The 21178-nt window shown below is 45.8% G+C and carries 19 protein-coding genes; 4 read left to right on the forward strand and 15 right to left on the reverse strand.

The window, feature by feature from the left end:
- Positions 1-8 precede the first annotated feature (8 nt).
- From upp to ACFPU1_RS01820, 7 genes are all read right to left on the reverse strand, one after another.
- Positions 9-638, reverse strand: a complete 630-nt coding sequence (upp, locus tag ACFPU1_RS01790; protein ID WP_385937860.1) for a uracil phosphoribosyltransferase — start codon at positions 636-638, stop codon at positions 9-11.
- A 327-nt stretch (positions 639-965) separates the two neighbouring features.
- Positions 966-2207, reverse strand: coding sequence for a serine hydroxymethyltransferase (gene glyA / locus ACFPU1_RS01795; protein WP_385937863.1), 1242 nt, complete (start codon positions 2205-2207; stop codon positions 966-968).
- 143 nt (positions 2208-2350) lie between these two features.
- Positions 2351-2908 (reverse strand): TIGR01440 family protein, encoded by a 558-nt coding sequence (locus ACFPU1_RS01800; RefSeq protein ID WP_385937866.1) that lies wholly within the window; start codon positions 2906-2908, stop codon positions 2351-2353.
- A 150-nt stretch (positions 2909-3058) separates the two neighbouring features.
- Entirely contained in the window at positions 3059-3496 is a 438-nt protein-coding gene (gene rpiB, locus ACFPU1_RS01805; RefSeq protein ID WP_385937869.1) for a ribose 5-phosphate isomerase B, read from the reverse strand.
- Positions 3497-3574: 78 nt separating this feature from the next.
- Positions 3575-4867 (reverse strand): methyl-accepting chemotaxis protein, encoded by a 1293-nt coding sequence (locus ACFPU1_RS01810; protein ID WP_385937872.1) that lies wholly within the window; start codon positions 4865-4867, stop codon positions 3575-3577.
- A gap of 14 nt (positions 4868-4881) precedes the next feature.
- On the reverse strand, positions 4882-5319 hold the full coding sequence (locus tag ACFPU1_RS01815) for a low molecular weight protein arginine phosphatase (RefSeq protein WP_054637070.1): 438 nt from the start codon (positions 5317-5319) through the stop codon (positions 4882-4884).
- Positions 5320-5545: 226 nt separating this feature from the next.
- Positions 5546-6091, reverse strand: coding sequence for a manganese efflux pump MntP (locus ACFPU1_RS01820; RefSeq protein ID WP_054637069.1), 546 nt, complete (start codon positions 6089-6091; stop codon positions 5546-5548).
- A gap of 329 nt (positions 6092-6420) precedes the next feature.
- Between ACFPU1_RS01820 and ACFPU1_RS01825 the strand changes: the two genes are divergently transcribed.
- The 3 genes from ACFPU1_RS01825 to ACFPU1_RS01835 all read left to right on the forward strand — a co-directional run bounded on the left by ACFPU1_RS01825 (position 6421) and on the right by ACFPU1_RS01835 (position 9915).
- Positions 6421-7614, forward strand: a complete 1194-nt coding sequence (locus ACFPU1_RS01825) for an iron-containing alcohol dehydrogenase (RefSeq protein ID WP_054637068.1) — start codon at positions 6421-6423, stop codon at positions 7612-7614.
- A 65-nt stretch (positions 7615-7679) separates the two neighbouring features.
- Positions 7680-9200, forward strand: coding sequence for an aldehyde dehydrogenase (gene adh, locus ACFPU1_RS01830; RefSeq protein ID WP_385937877.1), 1521 nt, complete (start codon positions 7680-7682; stop codon positions 9198-9200).
- A 61-nt stretch (positions 9201-9261) separates the two neighbouring features.
- Entirely contained in the window at positions 9262-9915 is a 654-nt protein-coding gene (locus tag ACFPU1_RS01835; RefSeq protein ID WP_385937880.1) for a carboxymuconolactone decarboxylase family protein, read from the forward strand.
- A 197-nt stretch (positions 9916-10112) separates the two neighbouring features.
- On the opposite strand, the gene ACFPU1_RS01840 is transcribed toward ACFPU1_RS01835, so the two are convergent.
- The 7 genes from ACFPU1_RS01840 to prfA form a co-directional block, all read right to left on the reverse strand.
- The gene (locus tag ACFPU1_RS01840; protein ID WP_385937883.1) at positions 10113-11588 is read right to left on the reverse strand and encodes a sigma-54-dependent transcriptional regulator; all 1476 of its coding nucleotides are present in this window, start codon (positions 11586-11588) and stop codon (positions 10113-10115) included.
- Positions 11566-13245, reverse strand: coding sequence for an ATP-binding protein (locus ACFPU1_RS01845; protein WP_385937886.1), 1680 nt, complete (start codon positions 13243-13245; stop codon positions 11566-11568). The genes ACFPU1_RS01840 and ACFPU1_RS01845 overlap by 23 nt, the downstream gene beginning before the upstream one ends.
- 33 nt (positions 13246-13278) lie before the next feature.
- A complete protein-coding gene (locus ACFPU1_RS01850) occupies positions 13279-14427 on the reverse strand; it encodes an iron-containing alcohol dehydrogenase (RefSeq protein ID WP_385937889.1) in 1149 nt (382 codons plus the stop codon).
- Positions 14428-14853: 426 nt separating this feature from the next.
- Entirely contained in the window at positions 14854-15909 is a 1056-nt protein-coding gene (locus ACFPU1_RS01855; protein ID WP_385937892.1) for an L-threonylcarbamoyladenylate synthase, read from the reverse strand.
- Positions 15910-16049: 140 nt separating this feature from the next.
- Entirely contained in the window at positions 16050-16652 is a 603-nt protein-coding gene (spoIIR, locus tag ACFPU1_RS01860; protein ID WP_385937895.1) for a stage II sporulation protein R, read from the reverse strand.
- Between the two features lie 284 nt (positions 16653-16936).
- On the reverse strand, positions 16937-17824 hold the full coding sequence (gene prmC / locus ACFPU1_RS01865) for a peptide chain release factor N(5)-glutamine methyltransferase (protein ID WP_385937898.1): 888 nt from the start codon (positions 17822-17824) through the stop codon (positions 16937-16939).
- The gene (prfA, locus tag ACFPU1_RS01870) at positions 17824-18894 is read right to left on the reverse strand and encodes a peptide chain release factor 1 (RefSeq protein ID WP_054637058.1); all 1071 of its coding nucleotides are present in this window, start codon (positions 18892-18894) and stop codon (positions 17824-17826) included. The genes prmC and prfA overlap by 1 nt, the downstream gene beginning before the upstream one ends.
- A gap of 154 nt (positions 18895-19048) precedes the next feature.
- Here prfA and ACFPU1_RS01875 point away from each other — a divergent pair, with 154 nt between their 5' ends.
- Complete coding sequence (locus tag ACFPU1_RS01875; RefSeq protein ID WP_385937901.1) at positions 19049-20377, forward strand: FAD-dependent oxidoreductase; 1329 nt, start codon at positions 19049-19051, stop codon at positions 20375-20377.
- 187 nt (positions 20378-20564) lie between these two features.
- Here ACFPU1_RS01875 and ACFPU1_RS01880 read toward each other — a convergent pair whose 3' ends face one another.
- Entirely contained in the window at positions 20565-21053 is a 489-nt protein-coding gene (locus ACFPU1_RS01880; protein WP_385937904.1) for a hypothetical protein, read from the reverse strand.
- Positions 21054-21178: the final 125 nt, after the last annotated feature.

Below are 21178 nucleotides of genomic sequence, written 5' to 3' on the forward strand. Positions count from 1 at the left end.
TGTGAGTGTTACTTCGTTCCAAAAAGACGGTCGCCGGCATCCCCGAGACCAGGGACAATGTAGCCTTTTTCGTTTAGCTTCTGGTCAAGAGCCCCCAGGTAAATTTCCACATCAGGGTGTGCTTCCTGAACCACTTCTACACCTTCTGGAGCAGCAATCAAACACATGAGCTTAATGTTGGTTGCTCCCCGTTTTTTGATACTGTTAATGGCTTCAGCAGCTGAACCGCCAGTAGCCAACATAGGATCAATAACGATAAACTCACGCTCTTCCACGTCGCTAGGGAGTTTCACGTAGTATTCAACAGGCTGGAGAGTTTCAGGGTCACGATAAAGTCCAACATGCCCTACTTTAGCAGCTGGTATCAAATCAAGAATTCCATCTACCATTCCAAGTCCTGCACGAAGAATCGGAACAAGACCAAGCTTTTTCCCTGCAAGGGTATAAGACTGAGCAGGACCGACTGGAGTCTCCACTGTCACTTCCTGCAATTGAAGGTTTCTTGTGATTTCAAAAGCCATTAAAGCTGCTACTTCGTCTACGAGCTCGCGAAATTCTTTCGTGCCTGTGTTTACGTCTCGAATGAATGTTAGTTTATGTTGTATCAACGGATGATCTAAAACATGTACTTTACCCATGAATGCATGCGCTCCTTTTTCTTAAAAGCTTACGTGCCATATTATATATTCTTTGAAGATTCTACAGAAAAAGAGCTCTTCCTTCAAGAGATGTTAAAAAGCGTTACGATTCTGAAAATATTTGTAAGTTTTCTTGTTGTTCTTTTCACACAGCCTGCTAATGTGGCACCCTGCAGCTTTGCTCGCTTCCCCGCTCCACTGCACTTCTCCTCTCACCCTGGCTGGGTAAAAGGTGGAATGTTACAGGAATATTACAGAACGGCAGGGTGCCAGGCACCGAAAAAAAGCAGAAGCCTGCTCTGGCTTCTGCTTTCTCATGCACCTTATTTACAGGTTTTCGTACATTGGGAACTGCTCTGTTAGTGCTTTGACACGGTCTTTGGCTTCCTGGAGTTTTTCCTCATTGTCATGGTTTTTTAGTGTAAGTGCCATGATGGCGCCTACTTCTTCCATTTCTTTTTCTCCGAATCCCCGGGAGGTTACAGCTGCTGTCCCAATACGGATGCCGCTTGTTACAAACGGGCTTTCCGGGTCGTAAGGAATTGCGTTTTTGTTTGTCGTTAAGCCGACTTCATCAAGAGCTTTCTCCGCTACTTTTCCAGTGATGCCAAGCTTGCGCAAGTCCAATAAAAGCAAGTGGTTGTCGGTGCCGCCGGAAACGAGGTCCACTCCGCCTTCTACAAGAGCTTCACCAAGCTTCTTCGCATTCTTAATGATATTTTGTCCGTAGGTTTTGAAGTCATCCTGAAGAGCTTCTCCAAAAGCTACTGCTTTTGCTGCGATCACGTGCATAAGAGGGCCGCCCTGCAAGCCAGGGAATACCGATTTGTCTATTTTCTTTGCAAATTCTTCGTTGCAAAGGACCATACCGCCGCGTGGACCGCGAAGTGTCTTATGAGTAGTTGTCGTTACAAAGTGAGCATGAGGAACTGGATTTGGGTGGTCTCCTGTTGCGACTAACCCAGCAATATGAGCCATGTCGACCATTAAGTAAGCTCCTACTTCATCAGCGATTTCGCGGAACTTTGCAAAATCAATTTCACGAGGGTAGGCACTTGCTCCGGCAACGATGAGCTTTGGCTTGCTCTCTTTTGCAATAGCAAGTACATCATCATAGTCAATACGCTGCTCGTCTTCAGTCACTCCGTATTCCACAAAGTTGTACTGCACCCCACTGAAGTTAACCGGGCTTCCGTGTGTCAGGTGGCCGCCGTGGGAAAGATTCATTCCAAGTACAGTGTCTCCTGGCTCAAGGATCGTAAAGTATACGGCCATGTTAGCCTGGGCACCTGAATGAGGCTGGACGTTGACATGCTCTGCCCCAAATAATTCCTTTGCACGGTCACGGGCAATATCTTCAGCTACGTCTACGTATTCACAACCGCCATAATAGCGGCGGCCAGGGTATCCTTCTGCATACTTATTCGTAAGAACAGAGCCCTGTGCTTCCATCACCGCTTCGCTTACAAAGTTCTCTGAAGCAATTAGTTCGATTTTGTCACGCTGGCGGCCAAGCTCTGCTTGAATCGCATCAAATACCTTTGGATCTTGCTTTTTTACGTTCTCCATGAAAATGGTGTCCCCTTTCGTTCCCTTACTTGAATATGTTCGTTATTTACTGTCATATTATATATCAAGACCTATTGTAACACGTTATTTTCTTTTAAAAACGTATTTTATTTGATTTTTATAAAAAAATATTAAGAATTCAGTTATTTTTCTACTATCGGATAACGAGCTCTTGAACCGCCGATAAGTTTGGGGCGGGTTTTCGCCATAGTCAGGTGTGCGGCTCCAATTTCCTTTATAGAGCTTCGCACCGGTATTGCTACGTGTTTTAAATGCATTCCAATCAATGTGTCACCTATATCTATGCCCGCGTCTGCCTTCACAAATTCAGTGACTACCGGATCCCTGAAGTGCTGGTAAGCATAGGAAGCCATCGCTCCGCCGGCCTTCGCGTGAGGCACGACTGTCACTTCTTCCAGTGAGAACCTTTCTGCGGTCCGGCTTTCAATAACCAGTGCCCGGTTAATGTGCTCACAGCCCTGAAACGCCAGGTGCACACCTGTTTTTTCCTGAAATTCCTGCAAGACGCTGAATATTTCCTCTGCAGCTTCCTCTGAACCCGCTGATCCGATTCTTTTACCAAGAACTTCACTTGTACTTGCACCAATCACAAAGATATGGCGGTCATTCAGGGTGACGACATCACTTAATTCCTGCAGTGCGGTAGACAAGCTTTCTCTTATCTCCGTTTGGATATTCACGTTTCCACCCCTTACAAACAATCCCTCCTCTTAGGGAATAGCCGTAAGAGAAGGGATCGTTTTCTTATTTTCAACGCACAGCCACATACTCAGCCTGGAGCACCGGGCATTTTCCTCTCCATGGCCGGTGCTTTTCAACCAGCTGTTTTCTTAGCCTTCAAGATCTGTAATCTTTTGAACACGGTTCGCATGGCGTCCGCCTTCATAATCAGTCGTCAGCCACACTTTGGCGATTTCAAGTGCAAGGCCCGGTCCAATCACGCGCTCACCCATAGCAAGAACGTTGCTGTCATTGTGAGCTCTCGTTGCTTTCGCACTAAACAAATCATGAACCAGGGCACAGCGGATCCCTTTTACTTTATTGGCAGCGATGGACATGCCAATGCCTGTCCCGCAAATCAGAATGCCTCTGTCTGCTTCTCCGCTTGCCACCTTTTCAGCTACCGGTGAAGCGTAATCAGGGTAATCCACAGAGTCAGTACAGTCACAGCCGACATCCTCAAAGCTTATATTTAACTCATCAAGCAGACCTTTGATTTCTTCTTTTAAATGATAGCCGCCGTGGTCGGCGCCAATTGCTACTTTCATGGAATAAATCCTCCTTGTTGTTCATGATACCCTTTCCTATACAGGATATCCTTTATGGAGATGAATTGCACCATGTATTTATATTGTAAATTTATCGATGGTGAGCTTCAATTTCTTTGCTTGTTCAGAGAGCTCCTGAGCTTTCTCTGTACATTTCTCCATTACTTGTGTCTGTTCTTCTGTAGCCGAAGACACTTCGAGTGCTCCTGCGGACGTTTCTTCTGCAATTGCGGCAACCTCCTGCGTTTCCTGGGAGGTATCCTGGATTGCCTTGAGCTGCCTATCAATTAATTCTGTAATATGATCAACGGCTTGTACAACCACCTCGACTGATGCTTCCATTTCCCCGATCGCCTGGTGTGTTTCGGTTCCTTTTTTGGACTCTTGCTGAGCCGCCAGTACCTGGTCTTTAATTTTAAAGACCACATTCTGTACTTCACCTTGGATGTTCTTAATGACTTCAGATACACTTTGGACAGCTGAAGAGCTTTCGTCAGCAAGCTTTCTCACTTCTTCAGCTACTACTGCAAACCCTCTGCCCTGTTCGCCGGCCCTTGCTGCTTCAATGGATGCATTTAAAGCGAGTAAGTTTGTCTGGCCGGCAATATCACCTACAAGAGAAATAATCTCTTCTACTTTTCCAGCCTGCTTGTCCAGCGCTTCAACGGCTAGCAGAGAATCTTGATTATCTCTTTCCATTTGCTTAATCCCGCCTACTAACGAATCAGTTACACTCCGGCTTTTCTTCAGGGTATCGACCATTTTTCTCGTAGACTCTTTGGATGAATCAGCCTTACTATGTACTTCTTCCGCAATTCTAGTGATATCCTCCATAGAGTCAGCAGTGTTTTGGATCGCATAGGCTGAGCTTTCAGCTCCTGCTGAGATTTCATCAATGGTGCCGGCAATCCCGGCTGCCCGGTTCGATGCCGTCTCTGAAGCAAGTGTAATATCAGCCACTTTCTGGCTCGTTTCCTGAAAATTTGTTTCAATATCATGAACCATGGCTCTCAGACTGCCAAGCATTTCATTATAAGCAAGGCCTAATGCCCTGAGCTCATCATCCGATTTGGTTACAGCCACATTTTCCTGAATGTTTCCCCCTGCCGCTGTTCGTACAGCAGCTTCCAGCCTTGCCAAAGGCTTTGTAATGAACGGAGCTGCCAAGAATGCCAGCAGAATACTCCACAAACAGCCTAAAACAAGTGTTAGAACAATAAAGGAATCACCGGTCACTCCCCAGGCTTCAGGAATCACATCCAGGAGAATAAAGATAAAAAATCCACTTGTCCCGTACGTGATTAGTGATAATATGCTGATTCCAAGGACCAGCTTTTTCCGAATACTAAAAGCATACTTCTGTCCCCCCATAGCCCCCACCTTTTCTAGTCAAGTTTTTGTATTACTTTATCTAGAAGGGCATCCAGTTCTCTGGCTGTGTTCCGGTAATCTTCTATCGTGCCGCCTATCGGATCGCTAATATCCCCGTGATTTTCATCATTAGCAAATTCCTTAATTGTAAAAGCTTTCTCTGCAGCGGCCGGAAACTTTGCAGCCAGAAGCTGAAAATGACTTTTCGTCATTGTTAAAATTAAATCTGCCCACTCTACTAGTTCTCTATCGACAAGTCGGGCAGAATGGTTTAGAGGGATCTCTCTTTCATTTAGGACAGAGGTTGTCCCTTCAGAGGCTCCCATGCCGGGAAAAGCATGAACCCCTGCTGATTTTATTTCGACTTGCTCCCCAGCTTTTTTCTTCATTAAAGCTTCTGCCATCGGGCTCCGGCACGTGTTTCCTGTGCAAACAAACAATATTTTTTTCATGATGGCACCCTTTCTTTTCCTGCATTTTTTCTATTATTTTAGCACAAACAAGCATAATTCAATAAGAAGCAATAGCCGAGGTGGCAAAAAATTTGTTACTCCCTCAAGATGGGGAGCATTCTCACTGAATTACCAAAAGTTCAACCTTGTATTCTCGACATGTCGAATTGTGCTCTTTATGTAGACCACAAATCTAAAAGAGCATCACGTCACTAAAATCTTATTTTTACAGAGGTAAAAGAAGCTTTACCCCAAAAGCAAGGAGTATCCCTCCGCCAAGCATTTCACCGTAAGACCCGACCACCCCTTTGGCATGAGTGCCTAAAAACAAACCCATCCACGTTGCTACAGCACTCGTAAGACCAAATAGAAGAAGGACCGCTACAATCTTTGCCCCTACAATGCCAAGAGTAATACCTACTGAAAAAGAATCCAGACTTACAAGCAAGGCAAACAGCAGCAGCCCAAGCCCTCTTGGTGTAATGGTATTATTTTCGCTGCTGGACCCGACCCCTGTCCAGATCATCTGCAGACCGATTAAAATTAAAAGCCCTCCTCCTACCCAAAGAGCGAGCTGTTCAAAAGAAGAGGCAATCCATTTGCCGCCGGCAATCCCGGCTAAAGGCATCAATATATGAAACATTCCGATCGTGCTTGCAATTTTCGGCCTTTCCCTTACTTTGATTCCGTTCATTCCCATTGCAAGCGACATAGAAAAGGCATCCATGCCAAGAGCGACAGCGATAATGCCCAGTACGATCCATTCTTCCATGCCGTCCCCTCCCCCAAATCTGCTTTTATAACCCTATGCAGGAGAGGATGGGAATAGACAGGCTTTTTAAGACATAAATACTGCGAGAAACTGGTCTCAAAATAAACAGTCCTCCAAACCTCTGGCTTGATTGAGCCGAAATTTCGGCCTGTCACAGCCACATCCTCGGCCTCTCTATTAAAAAATGACTCAGCTCTTTTCTTCCTCAATCAAGGTAAACGCTTACAACCACAGCGGTTACCAAACTATTTTTCCTTTTTTAAAGAAAGTTGGCATGCTCTTTGCAATAAAAAGGTGTGAAACTTTGATTTATATGAGGAGGAGATCAAATGGTAGAAGAAAAGGTGTATGGATTCTTTATTCCAAGTGTCAACTTAATGGGAGTAGGAGCAGTGAATGAAGCCGGGGAAAGAATCAAGAACCTCGGAATGAAAAAATCTCTCATTGTAACGGATGAAGGACTTTATAACATGGGTGTGGCAGACGATGTGGCCAACATCATTAAAGCCGCCGGTGTGGATGTTGAAATCTTCCCTGGTTCCGAACCAAATCCTACGGACCTCAATGTAGCAGCAGGTCTTGAGGTGTATGAGTCTTCAGGATGCGACTCGATCGTCTCTCTTGGCGGGGGAAGCTCTCACGACTGCGCGAAAGGAATCGGCCTTGTTGCTTCTAATGGAGGAAGAATTCACGATTATGAAGGTGTGGATCAATCCACTAACCCGCTCCCTCCTCTTGTAGCTATCAATACAACTTCCGGAACAGCTAGTGAAATGACCCGCTTCTGCATCATCACAGATACAGAGCGAAAAGTAAAAATGGCGATCGTTGATAAACATACCACGCCAAAAATTTCGATAAATGATCCTATTTTAACAGTGAAAAAGCCGGCAGGACTTACTGCAGCTACAGGAATAGACGCCCTTACTCATGCGGTGGAAGCCTATGTTTCTACTGATGCTACTCCTATCACCGATGCATGCGCTCTGCAAACGATGCGTCTAGTGAGCAAGTACTTACGCGCCGCGGTAGCAAACGGCGAAGATATTGAAGCAAGAAACCAGATGTCATATGCTCAGTTCCTTGCCGGGATGGCCTTTAACAATGCATCCCTTGGCTATGTGCATGCGATCGCCCACCAGTTCGGAGGCATTTACAACTTCCCTCATGGCGTGTGTAATGCGATCCTTCTTCCCCACGTCGAGCGCTTTAACTTAATGTCCAAGCCTGAGCGCTTTGCTGACATTGCCGAAGCTCTCGGTGAAAACATTGAAGGACTGTCCAAGCGTGCTGCTGCAGAAAAAGCGATTGAAGCGATTGAAACGCTGTGTAAGGACGTAGGAATCCCTGATGGCTTCGCTGAAATGGGAGCTAAAGAAGAGGATATTGAAACCCTTGCCATCCACGCGATGAATGATGCGTGCGCCTTAACCAATCCTCGAAAAGCCACCTTAGATGAAATCAAACAAATCGTGGCTGCTTCCTATAACAGAAAGCCGGCCGAAAAAGCCCAGACATTGTAAAACAAACAGGACGCCCGGCGGTAGGAAGCTACAGGCCGGGTTTTCTATAAAAAGGAGGTCCACTTATGATTTATTCAAAGCCAGGAGAAAAAGATGCCCTCGTATCCTTTAAAGCAAGATATGATAATTTCATTGGAGGCGAGTGGACACCCCCTGTGAATGGAAACTACTTTGATGTGTACACTCCAGTCACCGGGCAGGCCTTTTGCCAGGTCGCCCGTTCCACTTCTGAGGACATAGAGAAAGCGTTGGATGCAGCTCACAAAGCAAAGGAAATCTGGGGCAAAACGTCATCAGGCGAACGTTCTCTTCTTCTCCAGCGAATCGCTGACAGGATGGAAGAAAATCTAGAAAAGCTTGCTGTAGCTGAAACCTGGGACAATGGGAAAGCGGTGCGTGAAACGTTAAACGCTGATCTGCCTTTAGCCATTGACCATTTTCGATATTTTGCCGGAGTCATTCGCGCCCAGGAAGGATCCCTCAGCCAAATTAACAACGAGACGGTTGCTTACCATTTTCATGAGCCTCTCGGTGTGGTCGGGCAGATTATTCCCTGGAACTTCCCTCTCCTTATGGCAACATGGAAAGTGGCGCCTGCTTTGGCTGCCGGAAACTGCATTGTTTTAAAGCCGGCAGAACAGACCCCTGCTTCTCTTATGGTTCTTCTGGAGCTTATTCAGGATCTTCTGCCTCCGGGAGTATTAAATGTAGTAAATGGCTTTGGCGTAGAAGCGGGAAAGCCTCTTGCATCAAACAAAAGAATTAATAAAATCGCCTTTACAGGAGAAACAACCACGGGACGATTGATCATGCAATATGCTTCAGCAAATATTATCCCTGTGACACTTGAGCTTGGGGGAAAATCCCCAAATATCTTCTTTGAAGACGTCATGGCAAAGGATGATGCCTTTTTAAATAAAGCCATTGAAGGCATGGTTATGTTTGCGTTAAACCAGGGAGAAGTGTGTACTTGCCCTTCTCGCGCTTTAATTCATGAATCCATATATGACGACTTCATGGAACGCGCGCTCAAGCGTGTAAAAGAAATACAGACAGGAAATCCACTTGATCCACACACGATGATGGGTGCCCAGGCATCAACAGAACAAGTGGAAAAGATTCTTTCTTATATAGATATTGGCAAACAAGAAGGAGCAACGCTTCTTACCGGCGGGGGAAGAAATGATTTGAACGGTGAGTTAAAGGATGGCTATTACATTCAGCCAACTATTTTTGAGGGAAATAACAGCATGCGTATTTTTCAGGAAGAAATTTTCGGACCTGTTTTATCGGTGACGACCTTTAAGGACGATCAAGAAGCCTTATCGATTGCAAATGACACCCTTTATGGGCTGGGGGCGGGTGTATGGACAAGAGATTTCCATACCTCTTACCGTTTTGGCAGAGAAATTGAGGCTGGCCGTGTATGGACGAACTGCTATCACGACTACCCTGCCCATGCAGCATTCGGCGGCTACAAAATGTCGGGAATCGGGCGGGAAAATCATTTGATGATGCTAAGCCACTACCAGCAAACGAAAAATTTACTCGTAAGCTACAGTAAAGACGCTCTTGGATTCTTTTAACATATACTAGTCACGCAATCCTTCTGTTTCGAAAAAACTATCTATATTCCGGGGTGATTTTATGACGGAAGCTTTGTATGATCAATCTTATTTTTCCCGGATTCGTGAGTTTTCACAACTTTCACCAGAGTCCTTTCAAGCCTTTATCCAATTTGACCAAAGCGTCATGGAAAATGGTATTCTTTCCGTTAAGCTTAAAGAGTTAACAGCGGTGGCTGTTGCTCATACAACCGGATGCCCGTACTGCATTGAGGTTCACGTCGGAAACCTCAAAGAAGCCGGAGGCACCAAAGAGGAAATGAGCGAAGCGATTTTTGTAGCCACGGCACTTAAAGCCGGCTCAGCCGCTGCTCACGGTGTAAATGCTCTTAATGCCTTTGACGGAGAATCCGACGGCTCCCTTTATAAAAAAGAATATTTTGCACGGATGAAAGAGTTTTCAGATTTGAGTGGAGAGAGCTTTGCTTCCTTTATTGATTTTGACCAAAAAGCATTGAAGGAAGGGGCGCTTACTGTAAAAGAAAAAGAGCTGATTGCTGTGGCGGTCGCCCATACCACAGGCTGCCCGTACTGCATTGAGGTTCACATTGAAGGTGCCAGAAAAGCCGGAGCGATCAAAGAGGAAGTCGCTGAGGTGATCATGGTCGCTACCGCTTTAAAAGCGGGGTCGGCCCTGGCTCACGGAGTGAATGCTTTAAATTCTTTTGATTCTTAACCAAAATGGTCACAATCACATGGCAGTACACAGAGGACTCAGGCTAAAGCAGAGCACACCTGCTTCTCACCTGCTGGTCCTCTTTTTTCTTTGGGAGAGCGTCGTTTGGCTCCTCCCTTGCAAAGATGGTGTCTGATGTGAGCAATGTTTCATCCATCGAGCCTGGTTCATAATCAACCTGGCAGGCTTCCGTTGGTCTATCCAGAAGATGGAGTCCCTTTTTCATTTAATATATAACGAATCTTTCTCATCGTAATGTCCAGCTGCCTGGCCGCTTCCCTTCGATTTCCATAGGTCTGTTGCAGAGTTTTCTCCACAAATGCTTGCCCGGTAACCTGCTCAAGCTCCTTTACCTTATCTAATACCTCTTCGAGAGGAGGCGGTTCCTCCTGATGCCACAAGGAAAGTACATGACTTGTCCACTCTTTAAGGTAGCGTTCAAACTCAGCAGTGGACTGGCTGCTGCTTTCCTTCTTTTGAGGTATCTCCACAGCGGCACCGGCTTCCTTTTCTGCTGGAGATTCGTGAAAGGTATGAGGCAGAAGAGAAACAGGAATCATTGTGGCCTCTTCGTCTGCAAGGGCAATTGCCCGGGAGATGACATTAGACAGCTCTCGGATATTCCCCGGCCAGTGGTATTTCTTCATTACCGACACGGCCTCGCTGCTGAATGTCATGTCAGGACGTTCGCTTTGGCTGACTAAAAAAGTTGTGAGCTCTTCAAGATCATCCACCCGTTCACGAAGAGGAGGAATCGTAAGCTTGACTACATTCAGCCGGTACAGAAGATCCTCGCGAAAGGCTTTTTCCTTGACTGCTTCCTGCAAATTCTTGTGACTTGCCGCCAGAATTCTTGCATTGGTCCGTTTTACTTTTTCACTTCCTACCGGGTAGTACTCTCTTGCTTCAAGCACCCGAAGAAGCTTCACCTGAGTCTGTGGAGAAGCTTCGGCGATTTCATCCAGAAAAAGTGTTCCCTGACTCGCAAGCTCAAAGAGCCCTCTCCTGGTTTCCACGGCTCCGGTAAATGCTCCCTTTTCATGGCCGAACAATTCACTTTCCAAAAGCTGCTCAGAGAGAGCCCCGCAATTCACTCCAATAAACCTTTCCTTGCTGCGATGGCTGGCCATATGAATAAACCTGGCAAGCACCTCTTTGCCGCTTCCGGTTTCTCCTTCGATTAATACGCTAAGCTGTTTTTGGGCTATTTTATAGGCAAAAGCAGCAAGGTGACGCATGGCCTCGGATCTTCCCAGAAAAAAACCTGCCTGATCAGCGATAGATTGCACGTGCCTTTCCATTTGATTTGTTCCATTTTCAAGCAAGCCGTCAATTTGTTCCTCAAGCTTATCGATATCATCAAAGGGCTTTTCAATAAAATCATTTGCTCCTGACTTGATGGCATCTACAGCTGTTTTGACAGTGCTGTAGCCCGTCATAATCAACGTTTTGCAGGAAGGCTGTTCTCTCTTTAACTCCCTTAACAGTGTCATTCCGTCAGCATCAGGAAGACGAACATCCAGGATGGCGAGATCAAACAGTTTTGCCTTTATGTGTTTGTAAAAATCGTCTCCATTTAACCCTGTAGTCACGTGATACGTCTTTAATGTAAGCAAGTGAGATAAAAAAGTGCAGATTTCACGTTCATCATCAATGATCAGGATATTCTTCATGCGTTCCTCCTTTAGCCGGCAGCAGCAGGGTAAAACAACTCCCTTTTCCTTCTTCACTCGTTACAGTCAGCATGCCGCCATGGGCCTTTGCAATTCCAAGGCTTACGGACAAACCCAGCCCTGTTCCTTTATCTGTTTCTTTTGTCGTATAAAAAGGATGAAAGATTTCGGTTTGCTGCTGAGGAGGGATCCCTTTGCCGTTATCGGCCACTATTAATTCCACCCACTCCTCTCCTTCTTTAATAATCGCTTTTGTTTCAATTAAGATACACTTCTCTTCTTTTTCTTCTTCTAAAAGGACATCCTTGGCGTTTAATAAAAGGTTAATGATCGTCTGCTCAATTTGCTGCATGCTTCCGTTAAACGCAGGCAGCTCAGAAGCAAGGGTGACCGTCACCTGTATATGCTGACGTTCAATTTGGTATTTTACTAGGCTTAGCACCTGCTCTACGGCCTGATTCAAGGAGCACTCCTGAAACATGTACTCATCCTGCCTGGAGAATGTCAGTAAGTTTCTGATGATATGCTTGCAGCGGTCTCCGCAGTTTCGAATGTCTGTTAACAGCTCATAGCTTATGTCTTCTTGATCGGCCTGACGTAAAAGGAGCTGGGCATTGCCAAGAATGGCGGTGAGAGGGCTGTTCAGCTCATGAGCGACTCCCGCTGCCATTTCCCCGATCGCGGCAAGCTTGCCCGACTGCATGAGCTGGGCTTCAATATGTGTTCGCTTTGTTACGTCTTTTATATATAAAAGAATGCCGTGAATCTGGCTATCATCACTGATGACGGGATACGTATTCATCTCGCAAATTCGATTATCCTCCAACACGAGGCGAGCATGCTGGGACTGCCTGAAATCAAGCTCTTCTCCTTTGCTCTCTGGATGGCGAAATAGAATGTCAGCATAGTGTCTCCCGATAATTTCACCAGGTTTTACTTTAAAAAAGTTCAACACAGCCTGGTTAAATCGCAGAATTTTTTCCTCTTCACTAATTAGAAACAGCATATCTTCTACGGCATTAAAGGTGGACTCCCATTCTTTTTTTCCCTGGAGAACAGCATTGTAAAGGCTTGAGTTCTCTATGCAGACAGCAAGCTGGTCGGCAAATTGCTGAAAAAAGGAAAGATCATCCTCACTGTAGGCTGCAAATTCCTTACTTCCAAGACTCAATACCCCAAGGACTCGTTCTTTACTTAAAAGAGGAAGAGCGAGGACACTTTCCATGCCCAGCTTTTCAAAGGTGTGCCGCTCAATGTATGGAACCTCCTCCTTTTTCAAAGGGAACGAGTACAATGTGGCACTCTTTTGATAGATAGCCTCCCAGTAAAGAGATTCATCGGATGGAAGCTTTGAGCCGACCTGGAGAAACTTGGAGTCCAAGGGATAAACATTTGTCAGGATTAGCTCTCCTTCTTCAAGAAGGCTGAGACTGATCCTTGAAACCGAGTACACCCTTTGCAATTTTTCCAGGACGTTTTTTAACATGTCGTCAATATCCATGTTGACGTTAAAGCTCTTAAGGCTTTCATTCATAATTTCAAGATTAATATTCTTTTTTTCCAGCTCCTGAATTGTTTTTTTCAGCTCGGTATAATAATTCATTTTCGAAGATTTGACGCCTGTCAGGTGCTCAATCATCGTCTGCTTATTCTCCATAGCTCTCTCTCCTTCCAAGCTGCCTTCTAACCATTACAGCGCCTGTTTGCAAATGGCTATGATATCTTTTGTAGAGATATCCCGGGGGTTTGTGATCATGCAGGCATCCTCAATGGCATCTTCCGCTATAAGCGGAAGATCATCTTCTGTAATGCCTAAAGCACTCAGCGTCTGGGGAGCCTCTATGTCCTTTGATAACCGTCTGACCATATCTATCGCTTCCCTGCCGGCCTCTTCATCCGACAGTCCGGTGACATCCTTGCCCATTGCTTTAGCAATTTCTTTGTACCGCTTCGGGCACGCAATTAAATTAAAATCCATCACATAAGGGAGCAGCACCGAATTAATGACGCCGTGAGCAAGCTGAAACCGCCCCCCTATTGCATGGGAAATCGCATGAACCGCTCCTAAAATGGCGTTGGAAAAAGCAATTCCCGCCTGGAGACTTGCCATGGCCATATGAAGCTTTGCTTCTTCATTTGTTTTCGATGCGACAGAAGGCCGAAGATTGGAGGACACCAGTTTCATTGCATTTTTTGCCTGTACGTCAGTAAGAGGAGTCGCTGCCACACTGACATAGGATTCAATGGCGTGAGACAGAACATCCAGACCAGTGGAAGCAGTTAAGTAACTGCTTTTTGTCATTAAGGTTAAGGGATCAGTAATTGAAATGTCCGGAACAAGAGATTTTGAGACAATCGTCATTTTCTTCTTTCTTTCTGAGTCAACTATAACTGAAAATTGGGACACTTCAGATCCTGAACCAGCCGTCGTTGAGATCATAACTAATGGCGGCAGAGGATGGGCAATTTGATTGACTCCTTCATACTCAGCAATTTCTCCTCCGTTTGTTGCTATAATGGCAATCGATTTGGCTACATCAAGCACGCTTCCGCCGCCTATTCCTATGACAGCATCACACTCATTTTCCACGTATCTTTGAGAACCTTTTTGAACTTCAAGATCGCTCGGGTTTGTGGTCACTTCAAAAAAAGTGGAAAAAGACAATCCTGCTTCCTCGCATGTCGTAATCACTTTGTCTGCCCATCCCGCTTCGATAACCCCTGGATCACTTACAATGAGTACTTTTTTGGCACCAAGCCGCAGGCAGCTGTCACCAGCCTGGTCAATTGAACCATTGCCAAAAATAATCTCCGGAGTGATAAATTTAGTCATTTTCATTTACACTCAGCTCTTTCTATTTGGAAATAGGGGAAATCCTATGTGTATTCGCTTTCCTGAACATAGATATGTATTTCGAGAAAAACATCCGATATCCTTCCTGATGCCCCCATTTCCGAAGCGATGTGGGGGTGCGGGTTGGGGGGTGCGTTTTTTTTTTTGGTGCCTTTTTTGGTGCCTGGCACCCCTCTCCGTTGTTACACTTCTGTAACCTTGCTTCAGCTCTATCCCTTGATATACTGCACTTCTCTTCCAGCACCCCTCTTTAGGGTGCCTGGCACCCCTCCCCGTTGTCACACTTTTGTAACCTTGTTTCGGCTCTATCCCTTGATATACTGCGCTTCTTTTCCAGCACCCACTTTACGGTGCCTGGCACCACAGCGAGGATGTAATAAAAAAAGCACAAGGGTTGTCCCCTGCACTTTTTTACTCCTCTTTTATGATTCTTCCACCGGCTGCTTTTTCAAGCCTGTTCATAACGGCCGCACCTACTCCCTCTTTGGGGAAAGTTACGCTAAACAACACATCTGCTTCTAGCTTGTCTGCCCTTCGAAGCGTATCATACAGCTTTGCTGCCACTTCCTTGATGTCGTCATTTGAACCATAAGAAATCACGTGGTCCGCGTGAATTTCCTGAATAAGTTCATCCACTGTAATAACCCCTGTTTTTAAGCCTTCCTCCTCCACTTCTTTTATTTTTTCCTGAAGAAATGCAGTGGATCCTTCCACCAGGGTTAAAGGAGCATCCGGGGCGTAATGGCGATATTTCAGGCCGGGAGAACGAGGTACTTCGTTATCACTGATAAGGGCAGGATCAACTTCTACGACTCCTGCAACCTCTTCCAGCTCTTCTCTGGTCACCCCGCCTGGGCGTAATATCATGGGCACATCACGGGTGCAGTCTACCACTGTTGATTCCAGCCCGTATCCAGTTGGCCCGCCATCTATAATTCCGGCAATACGGCCATCAAGATCGTGCCTTACATGTTCTGCGGTTGTGGGACTTGGCCGGCCGGATCGGTTGGCGCTTGGAGCAGCTACAGGTACTCCGGCAGCTTTTATGACCGCCTGGGCTACAGGATGGTCCGGCATCCGTACAGCAACTGTGGATAGCCCCCCTGTGACTTTCTCAGAGACTTGTTCTGTTTTTGGTAAAATTAATGTCAAAGGACCAGGCCAGAAAGCATTCATGAACTTTTCAGCAATGAGAGGAATATGGGAAACCAACTCACTAAGCTGTTTTCTTTCACTAATATGTACAATCAAAGGATTGTCACTAGGCCTTCCTTTAGCAAGAAAAATTTTTTCAATAGCTTCTTCGCTGTTAGCATTTCCTCCCAGTCCATATACCGTTTCTGTGGGTAAGGCAACGACTTCCCCACAACTTATCCACATCCCCGCTTTCTGGATGTTCTCATCTTCTTCTAAACTTATCCACTTATCCACAACTAATACCTCAGTTTGTTTATAATCCACGAACATCCGCTCCCGTTTTGAGGTCTTTTTTTCCTTATATTGTAGGGTTTCCTGGTTAAAAAAGTAAATCAAAAAAGTTACCCACATTAGGTGGATAACTTGTTGATAACTACAACCCACTCACTTCAGTATTTCCACAGGTTATCCTAGGATTGACCAAACCATTCTTTAAATTTTTCCACAAAGAAGAACGCTACTTCAGGTTCCTCTGTGGATAACTCACTGCCTGCTTGTTCCTTTTCTTCAGCTTTGTCTTCCTTACTGAAGTCAAAGAAACAAAGAGGAGGGAATAGAACACACCACCAATTTTCACCTTTGCCTTCTCCAAGTGTCACTACCAGGGCTTCATAGTCTCCTGCCGGGTAAACTAAAGGACCGTAAACGCGAGTTGGAAACTCTACATCCTTTCTCAGCTCTACTTCAAAAGGAATCGTTAAATCTCTTGAATCTAACACATTTTGAATCTCTTCCTCTATGACTGGAAGATGTTCATTAATTGCTTCTCTTGCTTTTCCTTTATTCTCAAGACCCGTAACAATTTCTCTGATTTCTGCATTGACTTCATCACGAACTTCCCTCTTGACCAGCTGGTGCACTGGAGCATCACTGTGAGCAAGAATTCTAAGACGGATTGCATCATCAGGAATGACTTCTTCCCCTGCACTTACTGCCGCAAATTGCTGACCTTCCCAGTTTACTAACAAAATAAAAATAATAATAATAATATAAATAAAGACGTTTCGTTGCATATGGGTTCACCAACCTTTCGTATTCACATTGTGGTCAGTGAACCCAGTTATTAAACTTAGAATTGTTCGACAATTATTGTGGTGAAGAGGGGGAAACGTGCCTTGAGAGGGTCCCTTGAGGGGTGCCTGGCACCACAGCACGCTGTAACATTTTTTCCCCGCTTTCCCTTGAGCCACAGCCCTTTTCACGATTTTTTATGTTACAACCTGGGAGGGGTGCCTGGCACCTTAATTGAGGCACCTTAATTGAGGCACCTTAACGTGGGCACCCAAATTTGGCTTCCTTAGTCTAGACCCACTTTGCAAAATACCATTCGGTCTTTTCCGTTGATGTCTTCACGTACTGTAACATCTACGTCAGGCGTCTCAGAAAAGGCTTCCCGTAACAAACGAGCAACTGTTTCTCCTTGTCCCGCCCCCACTTCAAAGGCGGCAAGGCCTGGTTTTTTTAGCACTTTAGGCAGATCAGCAGCTAGTCTCCTGTAGCAGACTAAGCCGTCTTCTCCAGCAAACAAGGCAGTGCCCGGCTCAAAATCCTTCACCACGGTATCAAGTGACTCTCTATCTTCTTCCGGAATATAAGGAGGGTTGGAGACGACGACATCGACTTTTTTGCCCTGTTGAACCAGGGGGGAAAATAAATCTCCCTGCAGGAAATGAACATCTGCTCCAAGCGCCCTCGCATTTGAACCAGCCACCTCTAAGGCCGGCTCTTCCACATCTATCGCTGTAACACTTATATGTTCTGCCTCCAGCGCAAGGCTGACGGCAATAGCCCCGCTTCCTGTACCTACATCCACTACTTCAAGTGAGCTTCCTTCCTGGCGCCTTGGCCATGCTTTGATTTCCTGAAGCACGCCATGAACCAGCTCTTCTGTCTCCGGACGAGGAATCAGAACCCGTTCATCCACCCTAAAGGAACGTCCGTAAAATTCTTCGTAACCTATAAGGTGCTGTACTGGCACTCCTTCTCCGTGGCGCTTCACATCGGCCAGGAACCCGTCCCAGATTTTTTCAGGAAGTGGATCCCGGCGCTTCATGTGGAGGTCAGTCCAGCTTGCCCCCAAATGATGGCGCATGAGCCACTCCCCGCTTTTCGCTTCCCGTCCTTTTTTCTCCAAAAAAGACGAAGCCCAATTCAGGGCTTCGTAAATGTAGTCAGGCTTTTTCATTATTCGCCCGCCTTTTCCATCATTTCTGCTTGTTCTTCCACAATAAGAGCATCTATGATTTCATGAAGATCTCCTTGCAGAATTTGATCAAGCTTTTGCACGGTCAGGCCAATACGGTGGTCTGTCACACGGCTTTGTGGAAAATTATACGTCCGAATTCTTTCGGAACGGTCACCCGTTCCCACAGCGGATTTCCGGTTTTCTGCGTACTCAGCCTGGGCCTCACGCTGAAACTTATCGTAAATTCGAGCCCGAAGAACCTTCATTGCTTTTTCCTTATTTTTGATCTGGGATTTTTCATCCTGACAGGAAACAACAATACCTGTTGGTTCATGGGTTAAACGGACCGCTGACATCGTCGTATTTACACTCTGTCCCCCTGGTCCACTTGAAGCAAAGGTATCGACACGGATATCCTTTTCATGGACTTCCACTTCTACTTCTTCAGCCTCCGGAAGTACAGCCACTGTTGCCGTAGAGGTGTGAATTCTTCCTCCTGACTCTGTGGAAGGCACACGCTGCACCCTGTGAGCTCCATTTTCATACTTCATTTTCGAGTAGGCGCCTTCACCGTTAATCATAAAAATGATTTCCTTGTAGCCGCCAAGCTCTGTGGAGCTTGATTCAATTACTTCTGGCTTCCAGCCTTGCTGCTCGGCAAAACGAGAGTACATTTTGTAGAGGTCTCCGGCAAACAGAGCGGCTTCGTCCCCGCCCGCTGCTCCCCGAATTTCCACGATAACGTTTTTGTCGTCGTTTGGATCCTTTGGCAGAAGAAGAACTCTAAGCTTTTCTTCAAGCTCTTCTTTTTTCTCACTAAGCTCTGAAATCTCCATTTTTACCATCTCAACCATTTCGTCATCCAGGCTGTCTTCAAGCATGGATTTGGCATCGGCAAGCTGGGTAGAGACTTCTTTGTACGTCCGGTACGTTTGCACCGTTTCTTCGATATCTGACTGTTCCTTTGAATATTCACGGAGTTTCTTCGAATCACTGATCACTTCTGGATCACTTAATAACTCATTTAAATGGTCATAACGATCTTCTACTGATTGTAGACGTTCAAGCACAGGCTTTCACCTCATTTATGATTGCATAACATTCTAATTATATTATAGCAGGACTTTACAGTCAAAATGTATAGGCGATTGTGAGTAGAACTCTTGTTTTTATATGTGAATTAAGGGAATCGTATAAATAAAAGCTGACTAGGAGGTACATAGCATGAAATTTGTTATTATTGGCGGCGATGCCGCTGGCATGAGTGCAGCGATGCAGATTGTCCGCAATCGTGAAAATCCTGACGTGACAGTTCTTGAAATGGGAAATATATATTCCTACGCTCAATGCGGTCTCCCTTATGTAATCGGCGGCTCAGTAAAAGGGACCGATCAATTGATCGCAAGAGACGTCACAACCTTTCGAGAAAAGTACGGGATTGATGCCCGCGTATTTCATCAGGTAACCCATGTAAATGCAGAGAAAAAGATCGTCTCAGGGAGAAACCTGGAAAGTAATGAGACCTTTGAAATTCCTTATGACCGGCTCCTGGTAGCAACAGGGGCCCGTCCGTTTCTGCCTCCCTGGAAGAATCATGACCTTCCCGGCATTCATACGTTAAAAACAATACCTGATCTGGAATCAATCAAAAGTAATCTTGACCGTGTTAAACATGTCACGATTATTGGCGGCGGGTACATCGGCCTTGAAATGGCTGAAAATTTTCGAGAAACAGGCCGACAGGTACGAATGATTGAGCGTGGTAACCGGCTGGCAAAAATGTTTGATGAAGATATGGCAGAGCACATCCATAAGGAAGCTGAAGCAAACGGAATTGAAACTTGCTTTGAGGAATCAATAGAAGGCTTTGAAGGAAACGATCGTGTCGAAGCAGTGGTGACAAATAAAAACCGTTATGAAACAGATCTCGTCATTGCTGCCGTTGGTGTAAGACCAAACACTGATATGCTGAAAGGAACAGACGTGATTTTGGAAACAAACGGGGCGGTAAAAGTCAACTCCTACATGCAGACGAACGTGGATGATATTTATGCAGCAGGAGACTGCGCCACACAATACCACCGTATTAAACAAAAAGACGATTATATCCCGCTGGGAACTCACGCCAACAAACAGGGGCGTGTAGCAGGATTAAACATGGTCAACAACCCGAAGGCATTCCAGGGTATTGTCGGAAGCTCTATTCTGAAGTTTCACCGCCTCACTCTAGGAAGAACAGGCCTTTCTGAAAAAGAAGCGTCAGCTCTTCATTTCCCTTACGAAACTGTGACATACAAAGGCTCAGATATTGCCGGTTATTATGAGGATAAAAAACCGATCTATATCAAAATTTTATACCGCACAGATAACGATCTGCTGATCGGCGGCCAGGTCATTGGAGAGTCCGGGGTAGACAAGCGGGTTGATGTTCTGGCCACTGCTCTTTTTCACCGTATGACAATCTCAGAATTTGAGGATCTTGACCTTTCCTATGCGCCTCCTTACAACGGGGTGTGGGATCCTCTTCAGCAGGCTGTTCGCCGGGCAAAGTGACACCGATCATGAGTAGTACCGATACCGCTGCAGGAAAATAGCAGCCCAAAACCAAGGGGTTATAGCCTGCACATCAAACAAAACAAATTCACAACTCCCCCTTTCTTTGCACCATTAGCGTACCCCACCTTCGAAAACGATCATTCAAAAAAAGGCTGCCCCCATTGGGGACAGCCTTCCATTCTTATTAGCCGTCATTCAATACGTGGACCTCTACATTATACCGAGGCGTGTTTTGTTCATAGGCTGTTCTAAGCTCTTTCACTTTATTATCTCTCTCTTGTTTGCTCCACCCTTGATTTCCGTTCACATAGACAGTGGCATGACTGCCCCCGTACAGGACATACAAAGGTGTAAAGCCATTTTCTTTGGCAATGTAATGCATGTTATCTGCATCATCTCCAATGTCCGGACGATCCGCATCCAGTGTGGTAAAGCTGGTTCCGTTATTGATTTCTCCCTGATTCAACGGATGATCAGAGTGGTCCTGAGGATTAATTGTTCTGTGATTAATCGGGCCTGGACCAAAAAGACCTGGTGTTATTTCCTGGGCGTTCCCATGCTCTTGGGTTCCTCCATGGCCACCCTGCGCCTCTGTTGCTCCGTCACCGGCTCCGCACCCTGCCGGCACAAGGATAGCTGCACAAAGAACACCTGTAAAAAGCTGCTTTTTCACTGTTAACTCCCCCTTGCAGCAACACGGAGATGCTGCAAGTATAGTCTTTCTCAAAAGCACAGCTTATACACTGGTAACCTGTTACTCCAGACCCTGCTCAGGCTTTTGAAACCGACTTAGTAAAA

The sequence above is a fragment of the Thalassorhabdus alkalitolerans genome (assembly GCF_042656525.1).
GTDB classification, from domain to species: Bacteria; Bacillota; Bacilli; order Bacillales; family Marinococcaceae; genus Thalassorhabdus; species Thalassorhabdus alkalitolerans.

Excerpts from the sequence above, each read along its gene's own strand:
- adh (WP_385937877.1), top strand. The coding sequence starts at position 7,680 with ATGATTTATTCAAAGCCAGGAGAAAAAGATGCCCTCGTATCCTTTAAA.
- ACFPU1_RS01875 (WP_385937901.1), top strand. The coding sequence starts at position 19,049 with ATGAAATTTGTTATTATTGGCGGCGATGCCGCTGGCATGAGTGCAGCG.
- rpiB (WP_385937869.1), bottom strand. The coding sequence starts at position 3,496 with ATGAAAGTAGCAATTGGCGCCGACCACGGCGGCTATCATTTAAAAGAA.
- spoIIR (WP_385937895.1), bottom strand. The coding sequence starts at position 16,652 with ATGCAACGAAACGTCTTTATTTATATTATTATTATTATTTTTATTTTG.
- ACFPU1_RS01820 (WP_054637069.1), bottom strand. The coding sequence starts at position 6,091 with ATGGAAGAATGGATCGTACTGGGCATTATCGCTGTCGCTCTTGGCATG.
- glyA (WP_385937863.1), bottom strand. The coding sequence starts at position 2,207 with ATGGAGAACGTAAAAAAGCAAGATCCAAAGGTATTTGATGCGATTCAA.
- prmC (WP_385937898.1), bottom strand. The coding sequence starts at position 17,824 with ATGAAAAAGCCTGACTACATTTACGAAGCCCTGAATTGGGCTTCGTCT.
- ACFPU1_RS01825 (WP_054637068.1), top strand. The coding sequence starts at position 6,421 with ATGGTAGAAGAAAAGGTGTATGGATTCTTTATTCCAAGTGTCAACTTA.
- ACFPU1_RS01815 (WP_054637070.1), bottom strand. The coding sequence starts at position 5,319 with ATGAAAAAAATATTGTTTGTTTGCACAGGAAACACGTGCCGGAGCCCG.
- ACFPU1_RS01835 (WP_385937880.1), top strand. The coding sequence starts at position 9,262 with ATGACGGAAGCTTTGTATGATCAATCTTATTTTTCCCGGATTCGTGAG.
- ACFPU1_RS01845 (WP_385937886.1), bottom strand. The coding sequence starts at position 13,245 with ATGGAGAATAAGCAGACGATGATTGAGCACCTGACAGGCGTCAAATCT.
- ACFPU1_RS01840 (WP_385937883.1), bottom strand. The coding sequence starts at position 11,588 with ATGAAGAATATCCTGATCATTGATGATGAACGTGAAATCTGCACTTTT.
- ACFPU1_RS01855 (WP_385937892.1), bottom strand. The coding sequence starts at position 15,909 with ATGTTCGTGGATTATAAACAAACTGAGGTATTAGTTGTGGATAAGTGG.
- ACFPU1_RS01810 (WP_385937872.1), bottom strand. The coding sequence starts at position 4,867 with ATGGGGGGACAGAAGTATGCTTTTAGTATTCGGAAAAAGCTGGTCCTT.
- upp (WP_385937860.1), bottom strand. The coding sequence starts at position 638 with ATGGGTAAAGTACATGTTTTAGATCATCCGTTGATACAACATAAACTA.
- ACFPU1_RS01850 (WP_385937889.1), bottom strand. The coding sequence starts at position 14,427 with ATGAAAATGACTAAATTTATCACTCCGGAGATTATTTTTGGCAATGGT.